The sequence below is a fragment of the Collinsella sp. An2 genome (assembly GCF_002160065.1).
Classification (GTDB): domain Bacteria; phylum Actinomycetota; class Coriobacteriia; order Coriobacteriales; family Coriobacteriaceae; genus Limicola.
The window spans coordinates 23,661-45,932 of record NZ_NFJW01000013.1 but is presented as its reverse complement, the minus strand read 5'-3'; the positions used below and the strand labels follow the sequence as shown (position 1 = coordinate 45,932).

The following is a 22,272-nucleotide window of genomic DNA, read 5'->3' as shown; positions in this document are numbered from 1 at the left end:
GACGCCATGTACGAACATATGTTCTTTATATACCAAGTTCGATGTCGTGTAAAGCGGAGGTCCTGCAGGTAGACGCCATGCTCTAGATCTCGAACTCGGCGAACGCGTTGGGGTCTGTCGACGGCACGGCGGGCGCGACGACGCTGGCCATGCTGCCTGCACCTCCGGCGGACGTCGCGCCGCCGTCAGGACCGTTTGCGCCCTCGCGCGTCGGCAAGGCTCCGGGTGCATATGGTGCCCCTGCGCGCGTCGATGCGCCTTCGGCTGCACCGGCTGCCACGGCCCCCGTGACGCTCGCCGTGCCCGCGCTTCCCATAACCTGCTCCACCGACAGCTCCGGGTGCTGGTACACGATATCAAGCAGCTCGATGAAATCGCGAATCACCTCGCGCGGCGTGAGATGCGTGTCGGCGCCCACGCGGCCAAATTCAATCTGTAGAAAACGCACCAGGTCGTTCTCGCCCAGCCGGGGCTCGTAGCCAAAATACCCGGCGTGAATCTGCTGCAGCTTCTCTGCAAGCACCAGCAGCTCCTCGTAGGTGAGGGGGTGCAGGTGAATGATGGGTGCCAGCATGTCGCGCATGTCTTCGCGGGCGAAGCGCCCCTGCGTCAGACGGCTGCGCAGCGCCTCGTAGCTAAAGACGCCGCGCCGCCGATCCTCGATCGACTGCGGGGTCCCGCCCATGATGACGCCCAGGTAATGGGCCTTTCCCTGCAGCGTGTCGTTATACATGGTGAGAATCTTCTCGTAGTTGTACTGGCGCGTGATGGCGTTGGGGATCTTGTACAGGTTCACCAGCTCGTCGATAAGCACGAGCATTCCCCGGTAGCCAGCGCCCTTGAGGAACCGGGCAAACAGCTTTATGTAGTCATACCAGTCATCGTCTCCCACGATCACCGTTACGCCAAGCTCCTGGCGCGCCTCGGTCTTTGTCCGATATTCGCCGCGGAACCATTTGACGACGTGGCTTTTCGTCTCGTCGTCGCCCGTGGTGCTCGCGTGGAAATACAGAGTGAGCAGACGTGCAAAGTCAAAGCCATGCACCATTTCCTCAAGGCTTGCCACCTCGGTGCGAATGCGCGCATCAACAGCCGTCACAAGTGCGGGGTCGTCCGGTACGGGCGCGACGCCGCCAGGATCGTTGGCTGCGAGCTCCGATGCTACCTGTGTCTGCAGGTTCGAGATCCATCGGTCCAAGATAAGCGTGAGTGCGCCGCCCTCGGGGCGGGTCTTGGTGGAGAGGTTTCGAATGAGCTCACGATAGGTGGCAAGACCCTGTCCCTGGCCGCCCTGAAGGCGCCGTTCGGGGGAGAGGTCGGCGTCTGCGACGACGAAGCCTTCACCCATGGCATGGGTGCGAATGGTCTGCAAAAGGAAGCTCTTGCCGCTTCCATAGCGGCCTACCAAAAAGCGGAACGACGCCCCGCCGTCGGCGATGAGGTCAAGATCGGTCAGGAGCGCGCGAATCTCCGTTTCGCGTCCCACGGTGATATAGGGTAGGCCGATGCGCGGCACGACGCCGCCTTTCAGCGAGTTAATGATCACGGCAGCCACGCGCTTGGGGACGCGCGGCGCGGCGGATGCATTCTGGGTCATCGGGCGATCAGTCCTCTCACATCGTCCTCGTAGTCGTCAATCACCTGGGGCCCGTCGGGGCCAAACTCGATCGCGGTATCGCCGAGTTCGTCGAAAAGCGCCTCGTTGATGGCGTCCACCAGCATGTCTTCGCTCGTGCCGGGCGGCAGGGGCGTCGGCGTTCCCTCGAGCAGCGCCGCAAGATAGGCGGTTTGCTCGGGAGAAAGGGGCGACGAGCTGTCCGGTGTCGGGGCACCGCCCGTCGCCGTCCGTGCACCTGCCGGTTTCATGGGCTCCGCGAAAAGGCCGGGAAGCTCTTCGGTGGTGGCCGCGGGATGCGCGACCTCCGCATCTTCCGGCATTTCGTGGACGGTGGAATCGGCCGTACGTTCTTCGCAGCGCGGCGCGTGGCCGGCGGCATCCGGGGGCGTTTCTGTCTCAGCGGGGCTTGACGTGGGCGCCGCATCGTCGCGTTCTTCGTCGATGAGCAGCGCCTCGCGCGTCTCGGCTGCGGCGCTTCGAATGCCCGAGAGCTTCGAAAGGTCGATGTCGATGATGCGCGGCGCGTGGGCAGCTTTCCATTCCAGCCACTCGGTGATCTCGCGGTCGATAATGCGCTCCAGGTATTTGGGCTCCTCGTGCGCCTTGAGGGGGTGCGGGTATCCCATGGCCGAGCGCAGCTTGCGGTCGCAAGCGCGCATGATGGCGCCGAGCTTGGGACTTTTTTCGCGCGTCCCATATACACGCGTGCAGCTCCAGAGCCCGTGCTCGCAGCGATATCGGTGGATAGGGTCGAGCTCGACCACCGCATCGGGATGCGGGTGCTCGTCGTAGAACACCGCAGAGGCGAACATGGTGTACGGCATGGTCGCCTCCTCCCCGAACAGGCTTTCCAACAGACCGCTCTTACGGTTGTGCCGATAGTACTCCAGCATGCGGACATACACGGCGCAAGCGACATGGCGCAGGTCGTCGGGACAGTCCTTGTAGAGCCGGGATAGGCGAATCCGATAGGTGGAGAGCGCGTCGATGCCCTCAAGGAGACGGGATTCGAATGCGCTGTCGGGGGGCAGCGGCAGGGCGGGCGTGCGCCGGGAGCGCCGCCTCGTCGCACGCTCTCCGCCCGCCGTCTCGGCTGCACGGCCCTGGCTCTCGGCGTACGGGACGTTCACGCCCGCCGCTTCCTCGAGTTGGGACGAGAGCGTCCGCAGCTCCATGAGGGCGCGATCGAAGGCGAGTGTCTTGTCGCCGTCCAGCAGCTGCGGGCCAAGGCCGTGGTACACCACGTAGTCGCGCAGCCACACCCGGGCGAAGCGGTCCATCTCGGGGGCGATGTCGCGATAGGCGTGCCAGAAGTCGCGCATGCGCATGAACCCGTCGAGTGGCGTCGAGACACCGATGCCGTTGATGAACTCGTAGAGATAGACGTAGGCAAATGAAAGCGAGGTTTCCTGGACCTCGCCGCGACGCACCGCCGTGCGCCATGTGACGTAGCCGCGCAGCTGCTGGTCGCTCATGGCGTTATAGGTGGGGAAGTACGATTTGAAGGTGCCGTGGTAGGGCCGGTCGTCTTCCAGATCGGCTATCAGGCGCCCCTGCTTCACGAAGAGCTCGGCCTCGGTGAGCCATCGCCCGCGCCCGTTGCACTCTTGCCACCTCGATACGCTCCGCATCTCGTGGTAGCGCGTGGCTAACGGATCCAACGTGGTTTGCTGCGTTGCCGCGGGGCTCTGGGCATGAAGGCGCAGCTGCGGCATGGCATCTGGCTGCGGCTGCGACATGGCGTTCGGCTGCGCTTGCGATGCAGCGCGTGACTGCGGCTGCGATTCGACGTGCGGACGTGATGTGGCACGCTGCCGTGCAGCGACAGGGGGAGTTGCCTCCGCGTGCGGCCATGCGTCCGCCGACTGCCTTTGGGCGCGTTCGCTGCGATTGCCACGTCCCCCGCTCTCCTGCGCATGCCGGCCCGCCTCGCGTTCGTCCATAAGCTGGCGTCCGGTGCGCACGATGGGCTCGTCGCGGTAGACGGTCGAGGAATATCGCGATCCCGCGCGCAGGCGTTCGCTGGCGTTGATGCGGGCAATAAGCTGCTCGATGTCGTCGGAGTTGCGTGCCGTGGGTCTCGCCTCCTCAACCCAAGCCAAGAGCCTACTGGTGTCAATCGCTCCAGTATACCATCAAGCCAAACATGCGTTCTGTTCTATGCGCACGTCGCCGTTATGCTGCGGGCGCGTTAGGACTCGTTTCGGCGATCGGCGAGCAGAACCCGGCGGAGCGGGGGCAGGGCACCGTAACCCAACAGGTGCATCTCGTCAGCTTGGTGCGTAGGTCTGCAGAAGCCGCGTACGTCGCGGCGTTGCCGGTTCCCGCTTGCGCTAAATAAACGCCAGCGCCACGGCGACCACGACGGCGGGAAGCATGTTAGCGGGTTTGAACATCTTGCCCCAGATGAGGTTTACGCCCACGCAGAAGATGAGAATCGAGCCTACCAGCGACAGGTTGGCGAGCGCCGCATCCGTCATGAGCGGCTGAACCAGCCGGGCAAGGAGGGTGATGACACCCTGGAAGACGCCTACCGGCAGGGCGGAGAATATGCAGCCACGTCCCAGGGAAGCGGTCATAACGCACACGATCAGGCAGTCGAGCGCGCCCTTCAGAGCGAGCGTCGACCAGTCGCCTGCGATACCGTCCTGGATGGAGCCCACGATAGCCATGGCGCCGATGCATACGGTGAGGGAGGCCGTCACGAAGCCGTTCACGAACTGGTTGTCGCCTTCGCTTCCCGTCTTGCGCTTGAGCCACTCGCCCAGGCGCTCGAAGCGGCCATCCAGGTCGATGAGCTCACCCACAAGCGAGCCCAAGGCGAAGGAGGCGACGATCATCATGGAGCCGCCGCTCACCAGCACGCCGTCCTGCAGGCTCAGCATGCCGGCGAGTGCGCCGGCCAGCCCTACGAACACCACGCTTACGCCGGTCGCCTTCATAAGGGTGTCCTGGAGGGAGGGCGTGAAGAGGCGTCCGCCCAGCAGGCCGACGACCCCTCCGACGACGATGAGCGCCACGTTGATGAGCGTTCCCAATCCGATCACGCCGGCCCCTCCTGTCTTCGCTGGATGCTTCCGGGACATGCATGGTAGCAGACACCCCACACCACGGCGCGCAGCAGTCGCCGCTCATTGTTTCCAACCGGCAACGAACAGCGCTATCGTGTGTTGTCAGGGCGTCAGCGGATACAATCAGCTGCACGCACTTTGGTACGGTAAAGAATGGGGGACATATGGACGCACCGGCAGCGGGAGCGGAAGAATCCGTTCGGCAGGGCCATCCGCTCATTCGAGCGTTTACGGCCGAGTTCGACGATTATCGGCATGATGAGTCTCGAAGTCAGGGAGAGGCGCAGAGCATCTCGTTTCCCCAGACCGAAGAGGACGTCTGCGAGGTTCTTCGCACGCTGCACGGCGACCACACGCCCATTACGGTGCAGGGCGCGCGCACGGGCCTTGCCGCGGGAGCCATGCCCCACGGCGGGCATGTTCTCAACCTGTCGCGCATGAACCGCTGTCTGGGGTTGCGTCGCGATGCCGACGGGTCGTTCTTCCTGCTTGTGCAGCCGGGGGTCGTTCTCTCGGAGCTCCGCAAGTATCTCAAGGGAAAAAGCATTCCGTCGGCAGGCTGGGATGAGTCTAGTCTCGAGGCCCTTTCCGCCCTGCAGGATGCCCCCGAGCAGATGTTTCCCACCGATCCCACCGAGGCCTCGGCCTGCCTGGGCGGCATGGCGGCATGCAACGCTTCGGGTGCGCGGAGCTTTCGCTATGGGCCCATGCGTCCTCATGTGACGGCGCTTCGTTTGGCTCTCGCCGACGGCGACGTGGTGGACCTTCGCCGCGGCCAGGTGTTTGCACGCGGCCGGCATCTGGAGCTTTCCACCGAAGCGGGTCGGACCATCTCGGTCGATTTGCCTACGTATGACATGCCGCACGCCAAGAATGCGTCGGGTTATTTCGTCCAGGACGACATGGACGCCATTGACCTTGTCATCGGGTCGGACGGCACCTTGGGTGTGATCACCCAGCTCGAGCTTGCCCTCATGCCCACTCCGCCGGTCATCTGGGGTGTGAGCTGCTTTTTTGCAGACGAGCATCAGGCGCTCGACGCTACGGTGGGGCTGCGCGACGAGGTGGCAAGCGCGGCGGCGATCGAATACTTCGACCCGGCCTCTCTGGATATCCTGCGCACGCAGCGCGAGCAGAGCACGGCCTTCTCGGCCCTGCCGCTTCTGGCTGCCGACGCGGCCTGCTGCGTATATGTCGAGCTGCACTGCCAGGACGAGGACCTGGCCCTCGCGGAGCTCGATCGCGTGGGTGGCATCGTCGAGCGCGCCGGTGGGTCGGAGGCTGCGACGTGGGTCGCGCGTACCGAGCTCGACCGCGAGAGCCTCCAGTTCTTCCGCCATGCGGTGCCCGAAAGCGTGAATATGCTCATCGATGCGCGGCGCCGAACCGACCCCGCCATCACCAAGCTGGGAAGCGACATGTCGGTGCCCGATGATCGTCTGCACGACGTCATCGAGCTCTATCGCACCACGCTCTCCGCGGCGGGTCTCGAGGCAGCCGCGTGGGGACATATCGGCAACAACCACCTGCATGTCAACGTGTTGCCGCGCAGCTCCGAGGAGTATGCCCGCGGCAAGGCGCTCTTCGGTGAGTGGGCGCGCGAGGTTACCTCCATGGGCGGTGCCGTTTCTGCCGAGCACGGCGTAGGCAAGCTCAAGCGCGACTTTTTGGCCATCATGTACGGCGAGGAGCATCTGCGCGAGATGGCGCGGGTCAAGCTTGCCTTCGATCCCTATGGGCAGCTGGGGCGTGGCAATCTGTTCGATGCGAGCCTGTTGGAAGGAGGTGCGTGAGCCATGAGGATCATCGTATGTGTGAAAGCGGTGCCCAGCACGACTGAGGTCAAGATGGACCCGGTGACAAACACCATCGTGCGCGACGGCGCGCAGTCGGTGGTGAACCCGTTTGATTCGACGGCGCTCGAGCTTGCTCTGCGTATCAAAGACGAGCGGGAGGCTCTGGGTGACGACGTGCGGGTGACGGTGCTCTCCATGGGCATCCCCGATACCGAGCGGTTGCTGCGTGACTGCATCGCTCGCGGAGCGGACGACGGCCTGCTGCTCTCGGACCGCGCCTTCGCCGGTGCCGACACGCTTGCCACCTCCTACGCGCTTTCGTGCGGTATCCGTCATCTGGGCAGGCCCGACGTGGTTATCTGCGGAAAGATGGCGGTCGACGGCGATACCGCGCAGATCGGGCCGGAAATCGCGGGCGTGTTGGATGTGCCGTGCATCGCCGACGTTCGCGAGCTGCTGGCGTGCGATGGGAACTGCCTGCGTGTGCGCCGTGGGACGGATGCAGGCATCGAGCTTGTGGAGGCACCGCTGCCCGCGGTGATCACCGTTGCAAAGGATGCTGCGCAGCTGCGCATGCCCGCCATCTGCGGCGTGCGCGCCTCTCTGGCCGCCCCGGTCGAAGTGCTCGATGTTGCGGGGGTCGGTGCGGATCCCGCGCGCTGCGGTCTTGCCGGTTCGCCCACCCAAGTGGTGCGTTCGTTTGTGCCGGAGCGCTCGTCCGGCGGCGCATGGCTTGAAGGTTCGCCGGCCCAGCAGGCCGAGCAGTTGGTGGAGCTTGTGGAAGGGATGGGACTATGAGCGGACTGGTGGTCGACGCGGAGCGCTGCATCGGGTGCCGTCGCTGCGTGCGCGCCTGCGGAAGTGCGGGCATCGAGGTCGTGGATCGTCTGGCTCGTCCAACACAGGGATGCATCCTGTGCGGCGCGTGCGTAGACGCGTGTCCTGTCGACGCCATCTCCATCGAGCGCGACGCCTCCGCCTCGGGGCAAGACCTTGACGCGTATCGGGATATATGGGTGTTTGCGCAGCTCGACGCCGCAGGGTCGGTCGAGCGCGTGGCTCTCGAGCTGGTGGGCAAGGCGCGCCAGCTTGCCGCTGTGCGCGGATGCCGTGTCGTGGCCGTGCTGGGAGAAGGCGCCGGGGCGTCCGATGACAACGCGCGCCTGCTGATGAGCTCAGGGGCCGACGAGGTGCTGCGTTGCCGTGACGATCGTCTAGCAACACTCGACACAGAGGTCTATGCCCGTTGGCTCACCTCCCTGGCCGAGGAGCGTCGGCCCGAGACCGTGCTGCTAGGTGCCACCGCCTTTGGGCGTGAGCTTGCTCCGGCTGTTGCCGTGCGGCTGCGCACCGGGCTTACGGCGGACTGCACGGTGCTCGAGATCGACCAGGCTTCGGGCCAGCTACAGCAGACGCGGCCTGCTTTCGGCGGCAACCTCATGGCGACCATCGTGTGCCCAGGGCATCGTCCGCAGATGGCCACGGTGCGCCCCGGTATCTTCCCCGTGCCCGACCCTGCAGATGGGTCTTCGTTGACCGCTTCGTCTGAGGGCGATGCGACCTCCGACGGCCAGACATCCGGGGAGCGTCCCGCCTCTGGTGCCGCAGCGGACGACGTGACCGAGGTGAAGCTTGACCCCGCGGTGTCTTCGCGGATCCGGGTGCTCGAGCATGAGCCTGTCGACGCCGGTGCCTCCATCGCCGATGCCGAGGTGCTCGTCGTGGTCGGACGCGGCATCGGGTCCAAGAAGAACCTTCCCCTCATGCGCAGGCTCGCCGAGCTTCTCGGTGCCGAGCTTGGCTGCACGCGTCCCCTCGTAGAGGCCGGCTGGCTTGAATATCGTCATCAGGTGGGGCAGACGGGCGTCTCGGTGGCGCCCCGGTTGCTGCTGAGCATCGGTGTTTCGGGCGCCATTCAGCATCTTGCGGGCATCGGAGGGGCGCAGACCGTCGTCGCCATCAACGAGGATTCCGAGGCCCCGATCTTCGGAGCGAGCGATTGCTGCGTGGTGGGCGACTGCATCGAGGTCGTCAACGAGCTGGTGGCGCAGCTGGAGCGTCGCTCTTAAGGTCTGGTTAGGCGTACCGCGCAGAGCATGCCGCCGACGAAGCGCCACCGGCGACGTTGGCAGCGCGATTCTGCGCGGTGGCTTAGACGAACACGAGGTTCACGAGGACCATGTAGAGGGCCGTGCTTGCGAAGATGGAGAGCAGCATGTTTCGCCGCCACAGATAGAGGCCGCCGGCAACCAGGATGCCCAGGGCCTCGGGGATACCGTGGCTTCCGGCGAGAGGGTCGACTTCGCGCAGGCAATAGACCACAAGAAGCCCGAAGACGGCTCCCGGCAGGGCGTCGCCGAGGAATCGCACGAAGCGCGGCGTCTCCTGTCCTGCGGGAAACACCAAAAACGGCAGGCTGCGCGTGAGCACGGTGGCAAGTCCTGCTGCGCCGATCGTGAGAAGCATCTGCAGGGCGCTCATGCGGCATCGCCTCCCTGTGCATGCTCGATGCGGTCTTTGGCGTCTTCGACAGGGGAGCTCGGCGCCGCATAGGCGGGCTCGATGCGGCCGCGTAGGGCAGATACCGCAAGCAGGATGAGCAACATCGCGGGAATCATAAAGTCATCCGGCCCAAAGACGACCAGTGCCGCCACGGCGGCAAGGATACCCGCCACGGCGCTGAGGTGCTGCTTGTCCTTGAGCCATTGATCGAGGAAGATCACCACCATGAGCGCCGTCATGGCGAAGGACACGCCCTCGACGGTGAGCGCCAGCGCGCTGCCAAACAAGCCGCCCAACGTGCAGCCGGCAACCCAGTACACATGGTTGAGCAGCGTCACGAAGAACATGAACCATCCGCGGTCGACGCCTTCGGGCGGCTCGGTGGAGTAGTTGATGGAGAAGGTCTCATCGCACATGCCGAAGACGAGGTAGGCGCGCTTTGACCCCATGCCGCGAAAGCGTTCGAGCATGGAGATGCCGTAGAACAGATGGCGGGCATTCACGACGAATGCCAGCAGGAACGCCTGCACGGGGTTGAAGGGGCCGGTGAGCAGTGATGCCACGACGAACTCCGCCGAACCGGCAAAGATGATGACTGCCATGGCAGTCGGCGTCCACCAAGGAAGTCCGAGCGAGATGGAATAGATGCCGCAGGTAATGCCCAGAAAGACGAAGCCTGCGAGGATGGGGATGGTGAAGGGGAAGGCGGCCTTCAGGGCGCGCAGCCGCTCGCCGCGGCGTATGGTGAGAGCCGCCCGTTGGCTGCCGGACTCCGATGGGCTCGTCATGTCCAAACCGGTCGATTTCCGCTGCTCCGGCGCCGTATCCGGAACGGCGCCCCTGTTCTGTATATCCGTTTTCACCATATCGCCCACGGCCTTCGTCTTCGCCCTCGCTGTGTCAGATAGCTCAACAGGATAGCGGATTGACCCCGCGGCTGCTGTCAGGCGGGTGTTAAACGGGTTCTTGGCAGGCGCGATACGGGCTTGCTATAGTGCGAGACGCCGCTTGCAAGCGGGCGGCGGAAACGCATCAAGCGAACGGAGGGGCGAATGCATATCGAGACCATAGAGCTTCCCGCGTCGGGCTACGGAACGTCGTCGCCGACGCTTACCACCTATATTCAGGACAACCTTGCATCCCAGGAGGACAGGCTCCGCCCGGCGGTCGTCATCTGCCCGGGTGGAGCCTATCGCATGTGTTCCGATCGGGAGGCCGAGCCCATCGCGCTTGCATGGGTAGCCCGCGGTTTTCAGACGGTCGTACTCGACTATACGGTGTTCGACGAAGATGAGGCTTCCCCGCTGCTGCCCCATCCGCAGCGCGACCTCGCGCACGCGGTGGCAACGGTGCGCGCGCATGCAGGTGCGTGGCATGTGGATCCCGAGCGCATCGCGATGCTTGGGTGCTCGGCGGGCGGTCATCTCTGCGCCTCCTACAGCCGCGTCATGCGCGACCCCGCGTTTGCTGCGGAGCTTGGTTTGAGCTGCGACGACATGGCTGTTTCGGCGCAAGTGCTCTGCTATCCAGTGATCGATTTCACCTGCGGATGGCCGTCCGATGCCGCCTATGCGCACCGCCTTGACCCTACGGAAGCCCTAGCTCACGCCCAAGATCTGGTGGATGCCGCCACGCCCCGCACGTTTTTGTGGCACACGGCGACCGACGCCACGGTGCCCGTTGCCAATGCCTACCGCTATGCCGAGGCGCTGGCGTCCCATGGCGTAGACCACGAATGCCACGTCTTTCACCGCGGCCGCCATGGGCTCTCGCTGGCAACGGCGCAGACGGGGGAGGACGATCTGCACCGTGACGCGCACATCGCGGCGTGGCTGGATCTTGCCGCAGAGTGGCTCGAAGAGGGTTGGGCCTAACGGGCGCCGGCCGGATCGTGTCTGTCGCGGGCTGGGCAACGCTCGGCATCGCCCAGTCCGCGTCGACGGGCTCTACTGGATGCCCGGGATATGCGGGATGGTTGCAAAGCCTCGCTCAAGCTCTTCGTCGGTGGGGCGGTGGTTTTCCATCTCGCCGCGGTTGAACTTGTCGTAGGACACCATGTCGAAGTACCCCGTGCCGGTGAGTCCAAAGAGAATCGTCTTGGCCTCGCCGGTCTCGCGGCAGCGCTCCGCCTCGCGGATGGCTGCAAGAATCGCATGGCTGCTCTCGGGTGCCGGAAGGATGGTCTCCAGCGTGGCGAACTTCTCGCCCGCCTCAAATACGTCCGTCTGGCTTACCGCGACGGCCTCGAGGTATCCGTCGTGCTTGAGCTGCGAGATGATGGGACTCATGCCGTGATAGCGAAGCCCGCCGGCGTGGTCGGGGTTGGGAATGAACCCGTTGCCGAGCGTATACATCTTGCACAGGGGGCAGGTCTGGCCCGTGTCGGCAAAATCGTAGGCAAACTTGCCGCGCGTGAGCGACGGACAGCTCTCGGGCTCCACGGCAATGAAGCGCGTGTTGGGCCGTGCGCCGGTGAGCTTGTCGCGCATGAACGGCGCGATGAGACCTCCCAGGTTGGAGCCGCCGCCTGCGCAGCCGATCACGATATCGGGGTATTCGCCAAGTTCGCGCATGGCCTCGTAGCTCTCAAGGCCAATGATGCTCTGATGCAGCACCACCTGGTTCAAGACCGATCCCAGCTGGTAGCGGCCGCGATTCTCGGGTACGTGCAAGGCGCGCTCGACCGCCTCCGAGATGGCTGTTCCAAGCGAGCCCGAGCTGGTGGGGTCCTGCGCCAAGATACGCCGGCCGACTTCGGTGGTGTCGGACGGGGAAGGCGTCACGCTGGCATGGAAGGTCTCCATGATGTTGCGGCGGAACGGCTTTTGCTCGTATGAGCATTTGACCATGAAGACGTCCAGGTCAAGGCCGTAGTGTGCGCATGCCTCGGCGAGGGCGGTACCCCACTGGCCCGCGCCCGTCTCGGTGGTTACGTTGGTGAGACCCTGGGCCTTGGCGTAGTAGGCCTGTGCCACGGCGGAGTTGAGCTTGTGCGACCCCGAGGTGTTGTTGCCCTCGAACTTGAAGAAGATCTTCGCGGGGGTGTTGAGCGCGCGCTCCAGGTTGTAGGCGCGGCAGAGCGGGGAAGGCCGGTAGACCCGATACATCTCCAACACCGGTTCGGGGATATCGAAATATGGTGTCGTGTCATCGAGCTCTTGGTCTATAAGCGCGTCGGCGAATACGGGCGCAAGGTCGGCCTTTGTGGCGACGGCGCCCGTGGGCAGCCGCATGGGCTCGGGCTTGGTGGGCATGTCGGCCCGCAGGTTATACCAACGGGTGGGAATCTGTGCTTCGCTCAGGTACAGACGATACGGTTCGCGCGCCTTGGCGGCGCCGTTGGTTGCGGTAGGTGCGGACGGTGCGGTCGAGGTGGTCATGGCGGGTCCTTTCTACGCGGCGCCGAGTGGCGCGAAACGGGGGCTTTGCCTCGCCTCTTTGTTGTGCGGCTTCGGACTCGCGACGCGCCGGCGGACCCGATGCCGACAAAAAAGAAGGCCTCCGGACGATCCGGAGGCCTTCGTGCGTGCGAGTGCAGAAGCCGGAGCTAGTCCGAGAGGGGGCGCATTCCGTTGTTCCACCACCATGCAGCAGCAAGGGTCTGTGCGGCGCACAGGCTAAAAGATGTGTTCGCTGCCAACGTCATCGGTGGACCTTCCCCTTGCCGGCTTGGCCGGACGCTTCTCGGAGTGCGCTCACTATAGCACGATAAAGTGCTTTGCAAGGAACAATTCCGCTACGTTGCCATTTGGTTACAGAACGGGTGACTGCACGTCATAGGGGAGACCACGCCGGAGTGGTGCCGTGCGGTTTTCGTCGCCGCCTCGCTGGGGCCTTCCCGGGATCCGGCTGCAAGAAGCACCTGTCGTTTCTAAAGCCGGGGAATCTGGCTGATGAGGGCATCTGGACGCCGCGGCGCCCATAGGCCCTCTATACTGATGTCAAGAGTTACGACGGCGCGACTGCCGGCGTTCGCCCGCCTGTCGATCGCGCTGCCTTCGAGGGGAGATACCATGGCGGATTCAATGCGCGGCGTGTATACCAGCCTTGCCAAGATTCGACGCACCGTGTTCCGCGAGGTCGCGCGCCTTGCGTACGAGAGCGGGGACGGCGACTACGGTTGGGTCGACGAGTTGCCCTATCAGATCATTTCGGGAGATGTCGCCACCTATCGCGAAAGTGTGTTTTTGGAGCGCGCCGTGGTGGGCGAGCGCATCCGTCTTGCTATGGGACTGCCCATGCAAGGCGCCGACCGCCCGGCGAAGATCTCTGAGGGCGTCGCCGAGGCTGCGAAGCCCGAAACGTACTATCAGCCGCCGCTCATCAATATCATCGGGTTTGCGTGCAACGCCTGTGCCGAGGAGTCCTATGTGGTTTCCAACCTGTGCCAGGGTTGCTTGGCGCATCCATGCCGCGAGGTGTGCCCCAAGGGCGCGATCAGTTTTGTGGACAAGAAGGCCTACATCGACCAGGAAAAATGCATCAAGTGTGGTCGCTGCCAGCAGGTGTGCCCCTACACCGCCATCGTCCATCGCGAACGCCCCTGCGCGGCAGCATGCGGCATGCACGCCATCGGTTCCGATGACCAGGGTCGTGCGGTCATCGACTACGACCGCTGCGTCTCGTGCGGCCAGTGCCTGGTGAGCTGCCCCTTTGGCGCCATCGCCGACAAGAGCCAGATCTTCCAGATCATTCGCGCCATCCAGGAGGGCGACGAGGTCATCGCTGCTGTCGCCCCGTCGTTTGTGGGGCAGTTCGGCGGCCGCGGCAACGTTGACAAGCTGCGCGAGGCTTTCAAGCAGCTCGGATTCTCGGGAGTGGAAGAAGTTGCCGTGGGCGCAGACCTGTGCGCGGTTCAGGAGGCGGGCTACTTCCTGGAAGAGGTGCCCGATAAGATTCCGTTCATGGCTACGAGCTGCTGCCCGGCGTGGTCGGTCATGGCAAAAAAGGAGTTCCCCGAGCACGCCGACTGCGTGTCCATGGCGCTTACGCCCATGGTGCTCACCGCTCGACTCATCCGCGAGCATCATCCCAAGGCAAAGATCGTCTTTGTGGGGCCCTGCGCGGCCAAGAAGCTCGAGGCGCAGCGCCGCAGCGTAAAGAGCGAGGTCGATTTCGTGCTGACGTTCGAAGAGATGGCCGGCATGATGGAGGCGAAGGGCATCGAGTACACCAAGCTCAAGGGCGACGGCTCGACCGACTTCGATGTGGCGAGCCAGGATGGCCGCGGCTTTGCCGTAGCGGGAGGTGTCGCGAAAGCCGTCGCGGACGCCATCCATCGCGACCACCCCGAGATGGAAGTGAAGATCGAGGCCGCTGAGGGGCTGGATAACTGCCGCAAGATGATGAAGCGGGCGGTCAAGGGAAAGTTCGACGGCTACCTGCTGGAAGGTATGGCATGTCCCGGCGGATGCGTTGCCGGTGCGGGCACCATTCAGGCGGTTTCGAAATCGGCGGCCCAGGTGCGCGCCTATGCGAAGAAGTCGCCGCACAAGGTGGCAAACGAAAACATGTACAACACGTATCTGGACGTGCTTGAGCGCGAGGCCGACGGCCAGCGCCAGCGCGATGCGGTGGCGGAGACTGCCGAGGCATTGAAGCCCGAGGCATAGGCGCGCTTGGGAATCACTGATTACAGCCTCCTTGCGCCCCCCTCATGCACGCTCGATTCGGAAAAGGGCGTCCAAAATGCGATTGGCCGAGTAGACCAGGATACCCGACGGATAAAACCCCTGGTAGATAGCTCGGGGCTTAGGAGCCTACTCGACGATTCCTGAAAGGGACGCCCTTTTCCGAATCGAGTGTGCGTTGAGGGCCGCCGCGAAGGCTCATATTCAGTGTTTCCCTAGGCTTTCTGTGAGGTAATCGACAGCGCCGCCGGGATGTTGCATCCGGGCGGCGCTGCTCTTTGTTGTCTGCGTGCGGACAGGGGCCTGTGGCCCGTTGGTGCTATGCGCTCGGTCGTGCGCGCCGGCACACGTGAGGGGTCAGTCCTGCTCGTCAATCCAAGCGCGCAGATGGCCGTCCATCTGGTTTATGAGGAAGCGCGTGGCGGGCTGGCTGAACGGCCGCTCGATGCCAAAGGGTCGCTCAAACGGCTGGAAGAGGAATCCCTGCTCGATGGCGATGTCGAGGCTTGCTGGATAGGTGAGCTCGTAGGCAAAGCACGCAAGGCCCACCAGGTAGTCCGCCGGGGTCGAGCGTTCATCGCGCTTGACGGTGCGATGTTCGAAAAACGCGTCCTCGGTGGCAGGGGAGACCTCGCTGGCGAGCAGCTCGTCCTCGGTGACCCCAAGCACGGTTTCAACGGTATCGGTGCACGTCACGCGCAGGATATCGATTTTGTCGGCATCGCGCACCACGTCGCAGAACGCACGCGTCCGCACCGCAAGGTCGTCGGGCAAGCGGAAGTCGCTATGATGCTCGACCGCTGCACGAATGAGGTCATCGAGCGCTGGGTCATCCAGAAAGGCGCGTATGGACCCCGCCTGGCGGCAGTGCTGGGCGAAGCGCTCGTCCTCCATGCTATCGCCTGTACCCGCAGCGCTTTCGGGCATCGCGACTGCTTGCGCGGCAGGCTCGCTGTCGCCTGCGGGTGCGTCTTTGGTGGGGGCATCGCCGTGACCTGCTATGGCCTCGCGACTCGATGCGTCGCCAAACAGAATCTTTGCCCCCAGCGCAGCGTGGCTCACCGAGGCGTCGTCTCGGAACGTGTCCCATCGGCGCAGCTGTTCGAATCGGCCCAGGTCGTGGAGCAGGCCGCAGAGCCAGGCCACATCGACGCCTGCGGGGGCGAACCCCTGCTCGCGTGCGATGCGCTCGCAGAGCTCTGCAACGCGCAGGGTGTGATCGATCTTGAGGGCGATGCGGGGGTTGCGCATGTCGTACGGCTCGACGTAGCGATGGAACGCGGCGAGCGCGCGGTCGCGGTCAATGGTGACGAGGTGCTCTTCCATGGTGCTTTCCTTGTGTGGGCGCCCGTTTGGGCGTTTGGTTTGTTCGGTTCTGTATTGTACGCCCGGGCGTGTTGTGAGGAGCGGACCAGGTCCTGTTCATGGGTCTGCGCGCGCGGCGGTCCGGAGCCTGAACGCGGGCTTGCGTGCGCCGGGCATGTCGGCACTGCTACAGAGCCGCTTGCGGAATAGTTAGCAACGCCAGGCCGCGCGCCGGCTTGAGCAGCTGTAACCGTGGCATGATGAAAGCAGGTTCCAAGAATGGACGTCGATACAAGGGTGGGGTTCCTATGACGCGCGCGTTTCTTGCTTCTGGACAGCTGCTCAATCGAAGAGACCTGCTCGTTCGTGCCGGTGCGGCGGCAGCTGTTTTGGGAGGGGCGCTCGTCGCGTCTGGCTGCGACCAGGCAAAGCCGCAGCCCTCTCTGACGGCCCGCGAGCTCACCGAGGCCAGTGATACCCGGCAAGCGGAGGACGGCCAGGACCTTCAGGCGCTCGCCGAATCCGTTCGCCTGGCGGTGGATGCGTTTGCGTGCCAACTGTTCTATCAATGCGTGTCGTCAGATATGGCAAACGGCTCCGATACCAATACGCTTATCTCCCCGCTTTCGACGCTCTTTGCGCTCGCGCTTGCTCAAAACGGGGCGAAGGGAGAAACGCTTGAGCAGCTTGGTGTGCTCTTGGGCGTTTCTATTGACGAGCTCAACGAGGTGCTGTCGGCCTGTCGGCATTCGCTCGAGGAGTCCGATAACCAGGAAGACGCTCCCGTGCTGCATGCGGCCAATTCGATCTGGCTCAAGGATGGATCGGCGCTCACGGTTCGGGATGACTATCTCGCGGTGTGCAGTGATTACCTCACCGCCTCGGTGTTCGCGGCTCCGTTTGATGCCTCGACGGTGGACGACATCAATGCATGGGTGAGCTCGCATACCGACAAGATGATTCCTGCGATCATCGACCGTCTTGATGACAGCGCCCTGGCGGTGCTTGTGAACGCGCTCGCGTTCGAGGCCGCCTGGGAGTATCCCTACGAGGACGCCTTTGTAACAGATGAAACGTTTACCTGTGAGGACGGCTCGACGGTTCCGGTCAAGATGATGCGCTCGACCGAGCAGCTGTATGTGGAGAACGGTGCCTTTACGGGCTTCATGCGCCCGTATGCGGGCGGTCGGTTCGCCCTGGTGGGGCTGCTTCCTAAAGAGGGGTTCGCGCTGAATGCAGCCATAGCGACCCTGACGGGGGAAGGCCTGCTTGAGCTGTTGGCCCCGCTTGCCAACGTGCAGGCCGCGGCGGCGTTGCCCAAGTTCTCGCTGGCGTACGAAGCACATATGCAGGATGTGCTAAAGGGCTTGGGGATAACCGATGCGTTCGATCCCGATGCTGCCGATTTCTCTGCCCTGGGAACCGCGGAGAACGGCAATCTGTATATGAGCGACGTGCTGCACAGTACGTTTCTCGACGTGAACGAGGCGGGCACACGCGGCGCCGCGGCGACGGCGATCACGACGGAAGCCGGTTCGAGCGGCGAACAGGAAGACCTCGACGTTCGTGAGATCACGCTCGATAGGCCGTTCGTTTGTCTCGTGGTGGACAGGAGCTGTGGCATTCCCGTCTTTATGGGGGCCCTGCGCGCTTTGCCGCAGGATGGCGACGACTGAGTGTGATGGTCGCACCAACGTGGCATCCCATGGCGTCGTAGCGTCGCGGGCTTTGTGGCCAGGCGGGGTGCTTACCCGGAACTAAAGCGGATGGGGAAAGCAAACGGCCCCCGCCGATCCTTGGAGACCGGCGGGGGTTGTGATGGCGTTATAGCAGGCCGTGCGGGTTATGCGAAGTATGCCACGCCGCTCTCGAAGATCGGCATGAACTTCTCGCCAGGCACGTTGGCGTACAGGCCTTCGCCACGGCGCTCCACGTGGCCCATCTTGCCGAAGACGCGGCCGTCGGGCGAGGTGATGCCCTCGATTGCCATGACCGAGCCGTTCGGATTGACGTTCAGGTCCATGGACGGCACACCGGCCTCGTCCACATACTGCGTGGCGACCTGTCCGCCCTCAACGAGCTTGGTGCGCACGTCGTCGTTCGCCACGAAGCGACCCTCGCCGTGGCTGATGGCCACGGTGTAGACCTCGCCGGGCTTGCAGGCAGATAGCCACGGCGACAGGTTGCTTGCCACGCGGGTGCGTACGAGGCGGCTCTGATGGCGGCCGATGGTGTTGAACGTCAGCGTCGGGGCGTCCGGCGTGGCGTCGACGATGTCGCCGTAGGGCACGAGGCCCAGCTTCACGAGGGCCTGGAAGCCGTTGCAGATGCCCAGCATCAGGCCGTCGCGCTTCTGAAGCAGCTCGCGCACGGCCTCAGTGACCTCGGGCGCCCGGAAGAACGCGGTGATGAACTTGGCCGACCCGTCGGGCTCGTCGCCGCCGGAGAAGCCGCCGGGGATCATGACGATCTGGCTCTCGCGGATGCGGCGCGCCAGCTCGTGCGTGCTCTCGGCGACGGCCTCGGGGCTCAGGTTGTTGATCACGAAGGTGTCGGCTACGGCGCCTGCCGCGCGGAAGGCACGAGCGGTGTCGTACTCGCAGTTGTTGCCCGGGAAGACGGGGATGATCACGCGCGGGCGCGCGAACTTCTCGCCGGTATAGACGTGCGGAGCCTCGGCGGTAAAGGTAGTCGGCTCCACCGCGGGAAGCTCGGCGGCCTCGTCGGCGGGGGTGCGGTAGGGGAACACGCCCTCCAGGCGACTCTCCCAGGCTTCCTGCAGCTCGGCAAGGTCAATGGTCTCATCGGCGGCGTCGAGCACGTAGGCCTCGACGGTGGTGCCGAGCGGCTCGACGACCAGGCCGTCCGCAGCGCTCTCCAGCACCGCATCGGCGTCCTCGGAAAGCTCCACGATGAAGCTGCCGTACATGGGCTCGAACAGGCTGTCGATGTCGACGTCCTCGGCGAGCTCCAGGCCGATTTGGTTGCCCAGGCACATCTTGAACAGCGCCTCGGCGCTTCCGCCGTAGCCGGGCGTGGAGATGGCGAGCGCCGCGCCGGAGGAGGCGAGCTTCTCGACGAGCTCGAAGGCGTCGAGAAGCTGGGCGGTGTCGGGACGCCAGTCCTCGCCGTAGGTTGCGGGGGCGATGCGCACGACGCGGTGCGTCACGCCCTTGAACTCGGGCGAGACGGCGCCGGCGGCGCGGCCCACGGCCACGGCGAAGGAGACGAGCGTAGGCGGCACGTCGAGGTCCTCGAACGACCCGGACATGGAGTCTTTGCCGCCGATGGCGCCGATGCCCAGGTCCACCTGGGCCATGAGGGCGCCGAGCACGGCCGCGACGGGTTTGCCCCAGCGCTCCGGCACGTCGCGCAGGCGCTCGAAGTACTCCTGGAAGGTGAGGTAGGCGCATCTGTGGTCGAAGCCCGCGGCCACCAGACGTGCGACAGACTCGACGACCGAAAGATACGCGCCTGCGAACTGGTCTTGCTCCATGAGGTAGGGGTTGAAGCCCCATGCCATCGCGCTCGCCGTGGTGGTCTCGCCGTCCACGGGGAACTTGGCAACCATGGCCTCGGCGGGCGTGAGCTGCGTCTTGCCGCCGAACGGCATGAGCACGGTCGCCGCGCCGATGGTGGAGTCGAAGCGCTCGGAGAGGCCCTTGTTGGAGCACACGTTCAGGTCGGAGACGAGGCTCTTCATGCGCTCGGCGAGCGTGGTGCCCTCCCAGGCCGGCTGCCACACGGAGCGTGCCTCCACGTGGGCGTTCTGGTGCTTGGGCGCACCGTTCGATGCCAGGAAGTCGCGAGACAGGTCCACAATGGCGTCTCCCTGCCAGGCCATGCGCACGCGCTTTTCCTGCGTGACCTCGGCGATCACGGTCGCCTCGAGGTTCTCCTCGGCGGCGTAGCCCATGAACTCGTCGACGTCGTCCTCGGCCACGGCCACGGCCATGCGCTCCTGGCTCTCGGAGATGGCGAGCTCGGTGCCGTCGAGGCCCTCGTACTTCTTGGTCACCTGGTCGAGGTCGATGTAGAGGCCGTCGGCCAGCTCGCCCACGGCCACGGAGACGCCGCCTGCGCCGAAGTCGTTACAGCGCTTGATGAGGCGGCAGGCGTCGCCGCGGCGGAACAGGCGCTGCAGCTTGCGCTCCATGGGGGCGTTGCCCTTCTGGACCTCGGCGCCGTCCTTCTCGATGGACTCGACGTTGTGCGCCTTGGACGAGCCGGTGGCGCCGCCGATGCCGTCACGGCCGGTGCGGCCGCCCAAGAGAATGATCTTGTCGCCGGGTGCGGGGCACTCGCGGCGCACGTGGTCGGCGGGCGTCGCGCCCACGACGGCGCCGATCTCCATGCGTTTGGCCACGTATCCCGGGTGGTAGAGCTCGGAGACCTGGCCGGTGGCCAGCCCGATTTGGTTGCCGTAGCTGGAGTAGCCGGCCGCCGCGGTGGTCACGAGCTTGCGCTGCGGCAGCTTGCCGGCAAGCGTCTCGGACACCGGCACGGTCGGGTCGGCCGCGCCGGTGACACGCATGGCCTGGTACACGTAGCTGCGGCCGGAAAGCGGGTCGCGGATCGCGCCGCCGATGCAGGTGGCCGCGCCGCCGAAGGGCTCAATCTCGGTCGGATGGTTGTGGGTCTCGTTCTTGAACAGGAAGAGCCAGTCCTGGTCCTCGCCGTCCACGTCCACAGTGACCTTCACCGTGCAGGCGTTGATCTCCTCGGACTCGTCGAGGTTCTTGAGCTGGCCGGTCTTCTTCAGATACTTGGCGCCGATGGTGCCCATGTCCATGAGGCAGACGGGCTTCTCGTCGCGGCCGAGCTCGTGGCGGATCTCCATGTAGCGGTCGAAGGCGGCCTGAACCACGGCGTCGTCGATCTTGACGTCGGTGAGTACGGTGCCGAAGGTGGTGTGGCGGCAGTGGTCCGACCAGTAGGTGTCGATCACGCGAATCTCGGTGATGGTCGGATCACGGTCCTCGTCGCGGAAGTACTGCTGGCAAAAGGCGATGTCTGCCTCGTCCATGGCCAGGCCGCGGTCGGCGATGAAGGCGGCAAGCCCCGCCTCATCAAGCTCGCGGAAGCCGGTCAGGACTTCCACCGGCTCGGGATCGGGGACCTCGGTGGCAAGGGTCTCGGGCTTGTCGAGGCTTGCAAGGCGCGCCTCGACGGGGTTCACGACGTAGTGCTTGATGGCGTCGACGTCGGCCTCCGAGAGCTCGCCGGCCAGGATGTACACCTTGGCGGAGCGCACGGTGGGGCGCTCTCCCTGGCTGATGAGCTGGATGCACTCGCTGGCCGAGTCGGCGCGCTGGTCGAACTGCCCAGGCAGGAACTCGACTGCGAAGACCGCCGCGGCGTCCGCGGCATCGGGCAGCTCGTCATAGGCGAGGTCTACCTGCGGTTCCGAAAACACCGTGGGCACACAGGAGCGGAAAAGTTCCTCGTCGATACCCTCCACGTCGTAACGGTTGATAAGGCGAAGGCCCGTGAGGCCTTTGATGCCCAAGATGCTCACCAGCTCGCTGAGGAGCTGCTGCGCCTCCACGTCGAAGCCGGGTTTTTTCTCTACGTAGATGCGAGAGACCATTCCATCCTGCCCTTCGAATCCTGCCCTCAAAGGCCGATTGCATACCGTCCTTATGATACGACAGGCATGCACTCGAACGGGAGCGTGGAGGCCATGTTTCATGCTTGGGATGGCATTGGCTGGCGGGTATAACACGCTTACCGTCACACGAGGAACGAATGGGGTTGCTATGTATCACATGACCGAGGAAGAGTTCGAAGCTGCTGTCGAGGCGGCGCTCGAGGCAATTCCGGACCAGTTTCTCGATGCGCTGGAGAACGTGGTGTTCACCGTTGCAGATGAGCCTGAGGCCGAGCAGCTGGAAGCGATAGACACCGAGTGGGCAGAAGTCTGCGACGACGAGCTGCTCGGCCTGTACGAGGGGACGCCGCTTACCGATCGGGGCATCTACTATGGTGAGAGTGGCGGCTTTCCGGACGTCATCACCATTTTCAAGGGTCCTCACGAGCGCTGCTTCCAGACGCGCGAGGCTATCGTTGAGGAGATACGCAAAACGGTCATCCATGAGGTGGGTCATTATTTTGGCAACGACGAGGCCATGCTTGTCGCCATGGGGTACTGATTACAGAATGCAAACAATATGCAAGCCGAGCGGGTCTTCAAGATGTCCGGGGTAGCAATGAGCCCCGTTTGTGTGTAAAAATCGACGTTTTGTACGACTTGAAAGCGCTGCAAGGTTTTGTCCGTCCGCTCAACGAACGTTTTCCCAGGTCGGCGAAATGCATAAAACGCCTCAAAACTGCATAAAGAAAATCGGGCG

The 22,272-nt window shown here is 64.3% G+C and carries 15 protein-coding genes; 7 read left to right on the top strand and 8 right to left on the bottom strand.

What is annotated here, in order from left to right; genetic code table 11:
- Positions 1 to 82: 82 nt before the first annotated feature.
- The 3 genes from B5F33_RS08470 to B5F33_RS08460 all read right to left on the bottom strand — a co-directional run bounded on the left by B5F33_RS08470 (position 83) and on the right by B5F33_RS08460 (position 4,665).
- Positions 83 to 1,597, bottom strand: a complete 1,515-nt coding sequence (locus B5F33_RS08470; RefSeq protein WP_087411373.1) for an ATP-binding protein — start codon at positions 1,595 to 1,597, stop codon at positions 83 to 85.
- Complete coding sequence (locus B5F33_RS08465; protein WP_087411372.1) at positions 1,594 to 3,720, bottom strand: TerB N-terminal domain-containing protein; 2,127 nt, start codon at positions 3,718 to 3,720, stop codon at positions 1,594 to 1,596. Before B5F33_RS08465 ends, B5F33_RS08470 begins: the two co-directional genes overlap by 4 nt.
- Positions 3,721 to 3,951: 231 nt before the next feature.
- Positions 3,952 to 4,665: a DUF554 domain-containing protein gene (locus B5F33_RS08460; protein ID WP_204214483.1), complete on the bottom strand. Its 714-nt coding sequence runs from the start codon at positions 4,663 to 4,665 to the stop codon at positions 3,952 to 3,954.
- Between the two features lie 188 nt (positions 4,666 to 4,853).
- On the opposite strand from B5F33_RS08460, the gene B5F33_RS08455 reads away from it, so the two are divergent.
- From B5F33_RS08455 to B5F33_RS08445, 3 genes are read left to right on the top strand one after another with little or no spacing between them, the layout of a single operon-like run.
- Complete coding sequence (locus B5F33_RS08455) at positions 4,854 to 6,482, top strand: FAD-binding oxidoreductase (protein WP_087411371.1); 1,629 nt, start codon at positions 4,854 to 4,856, stop codon at positions 6,480 to 6,482.
- Positions 6,483 to 6,485: 3 nt separating this feature from the next.
- Positions 6,486 to 7,283: an electron transfer flavoprotein subunit beta/FixA family protein gene (locus tag B5F33_RS08450; RefSeq protein ID WP_087411370.1), complete on the top strand. Its 798-nt coding sequence runs from the start codon at positions 6,486 to 6,488 to the stop codon at positions 7,281 to 7,283.
- The gene (locus B5F33_RS08445; protein ID WP_087411369.1) at positions 7,280 to 8,554 is read left to right on the top strand and encodes an electron transfer flavoprotein subunit alpha; all 1,275 of its coding nucleotides are present in this window, start codon (positions 7,280 to 7,282) and stop codon (positions 8,552 to 8,554) included. The genes B5F33_RS08450 and B5F33_RS08445 overlap by 4 nt, the downstream gene beginning before the upstream one ends.
- Positions 8,555 to 8,636: 82 nt before the next feature.
- On the opposite strand, the gene B5F33_RS08440 is transcribed toward B5F33_RS08445, so the two are convergent.
- Both B5F33_RS08440 and B5F33_RS08435 read right to left on the bottom strand, forming a co-directional pair.
- The gene (locus B5F33_RS08440) at positions 8,637 to 8,966 is read right to left on the bottom strand and encodes a branched-chain amino acid transporter permease (protein ID WP_239284976.1); all 330 of its coding nucleotides are present in this window, start codon (positions 8,964 to 8,966) and stop codon (positions 8,637 to 8,639) included.
- Positions 8,963 to 9,853: an AzlC family ABC transporter permease gene (locus tag B5F33_RS08435; RefSeq protein WP_239284974.1), complete on the bottom strand. Its 891-nt coding sequence runs from the start codon at positions 9,851 to 9,853 to the stop codon at positions 8,963 to 8,965. The genes B5F33_RS08440 and B5F33_RS08435 overlap by 4 nt, the downstream gene beginning before the upstream one ends.
- A 186-nt stretch (positions 9,854 to 10,039) precedes the next feature.
- Here B5F33_RS08435 and B5F33_RS08430 point away from each other — a divergent pair, with 186 nt between their 5' ends.
- Positions 10,040 to 10,861, top strand: coding sequence for an alpha/beta hydrolase (locus B5F33_RS08430; protein WP_087411368.1), 822 nt, complete (start codon positions 10,040 to 10,042; stop codon positions 10,859 to 10,861).
- 72 nt (positions 10,862 to 10,933) lie between these two features.
- On the opposite strand, the gene B5F33_RS08425 is transcribed toward B5F33_RS08430, so the two are convergent.
- Positions 10,934 to 12,367: a TrpB-like pyridoxal phosphate-dependent enzyme gene (locus tag B5F33_RS08425; RefSeq protein WP_087411367.1), complete on the bottom strand. Its 1,434-nt coding sequence runs from the start codon at positions 12,365 to 12,367 to the stop codon at positions 10,934 to 10,936.
- Positions 12,368 to 13,000: 633 nt separating this feature from the next.
- Between B5F33_RS08425 and B5F33_RS08420 the strand changes: the two genes are divergently transcribed.
- Entirely contained in the window at positions 13,001 to 14,599 is a 1,599-nt protein-coding gene (locus B5F33_RS08420; protein ID WP_087411366.1) for a 4Fe-4S dicluster domain-containing protein, read from the top strand.
- Positions 14,600 to 14,974: 375 nt separating this feature from the next.
- On the opposite strand, the gene B5F33_RS11030 is transcribed toward B5F33_RS08420, so the two are convergent.
- The gene (locus B5F33_RS11030) at positions 14,975 to 15,943 is read right to left on the bottom strand and encodes an HD domain-containing protein (RefSeq protein ID WP_239284972.1); all 969 of its coding nucleotides are present in this window, start codon (positions 15,941 to 15,943) and stop codon (positions 14,975 to 14,977) included.
- 287 nt (positions 15,944 to 16,230) lie between these two features.
- On the opposite strand from B5F33_RS11030, the gene B5F33_RS08410 reads away from it, so the two are divergent.
- On the top strand, positions 16,231 to 17,598 hold the full coding sequence (locus B5F33_RS08410; RefSeq protein WP_158095344.1) for a serpin family protein: 1,368 nt from the start codon (positions 16,231 to 16,233) through the stop codon (positions 17,596 to 17,598).
- Positions 17,599 to 17,765: 167 nt separating this feature from the next.
- Here B5F33_RS08410 and B5F33_RS08405 read toward each other — a convergent pair whose 3' ends face one another.
- Positions 17,766 to 21,512 carry a phosphoribosylformylglycinamidine synthase gene (locus tag B5F33_RS08405; protein ID WP_087411364.1) on the bottom strand — a complete coding sequence of 1,249 codons (3,747 nt, stop codon included), beginning with the start codon at positions 21,510 to 21,512 and terminating at the stop codon, positions 17,766 to 17,768.
- A gap of 169 nt (positions 21,513 to 21,681) precedes the next feature.
- Here B5F33_RS08405 and B5F33_RS08400 point away from each other — a divergent pair, with 169 nt between their 5' ends.
- Complete coding sequence (locus tag B5F33_RS08400; RefSeq protein WP_087411363.1) at positions 21,682 to 22,074, top strand: metallopeptidase family protein; 393 nt, start codon at positions 21,682 to 21,684, stop codon at positions 22,072 to 22,074.
- Positions 22,075 to 22,272 lie beyond the last annotated feature (198 nt).

Bases quoted from the DNA above. Each gene is read 5' to 3' on its own strand.
- B5F33_RS08430 (WP_087411368.1), top strand. From the start codon at position 10,040: ATGCATATCGAGACCATAGAGCTTCCCGCGTCGGGCTACGGAACGTCG.
- B5F33_RS08425 (WP_087411367.1), bottom strand. From the start codon at position 12,367: ATGACCACCTCGACCGCACCGTCCGCACCTACCGCAACCAACGGCGCC.
- B5F33_RS08440 (WP_239284976.1), bottom strand. From the start codon at position 8,966: ATGAGCGCCCTGCAGATGCTTCTCACGATCGGCGCAGCAGGACTTGCC.
- B5F33_RS08400 (WP_087411363.1), top strand. From the start codon at position 21,682: ATGTATCACATGACCGAGGAAGAGTTCGAAGCTGCTGTCGAGGCGGCG.
- B5F33_RS08470 (WP_087411373.1), bottom strand. From the start codon at position 1,597: ATGACCCAGAATGCATCCGCCGCGCCGCGCGTCCCCAAGCGCGTGGCT.
- B5F33_RS08445 (WP_087411369.1), top strand. From the start codon at position 7,280: ATGAGCGGACTGGTGGTCGACGCGGAGCGCTGCATCGGGTGCCGTCGC.
- B5F33_RS08410 (WP_158095344.1), top strand. From the start codon at position 16,231: ATGACGCGCGCGTTTCTTGCTTCTGGACAGCTGCTCAATCGAAGAGAC.
- B5F33_RS08420 (WP_087411366.1), top strand. From the start codon at position 13,001: ATGGCGGATTCAATGCGCGGCGTGTATACCAGCCTTGCCAAGATTCGA.
- B5F33_RS08455 (WP_087411371.1), top strand. From the start codon at position 4,854: ATGGACGCACCGGCAGCGGGAGCGGAAGAATCCGTTCGGCAGGGCCAT.
- B5F33_RS08435 (WP_239284974.1), bottom strand. From the start codon at position 9,853: ATGGTGAAAACGGATATACAGAACAGGGGCGCCGTTCCGGATACGGCG.
- B5F33_RS11030 (WP_239284972.1), bottom strand. From the start codon at position 15,943: ATGGAAGAGCACCTCGTCACCATTGACCGCGACCGCGCGCTCGCCGCG.
- B5F33_RS08405 (WP_087411364.1), bottom strand. From the start codon at position 21,512: ATGGTCTCTCGCATCTACGTAGAGAAAAAACCCGGCTTCGACGTGGAG.
- B5F33_RS08450 (WP_087411370.1), top strand. From the start codon at position 6,486: ATGAGGATCATCGTATGTGTGAAAGCGGTGCCCAGCACGACTGAGGTC.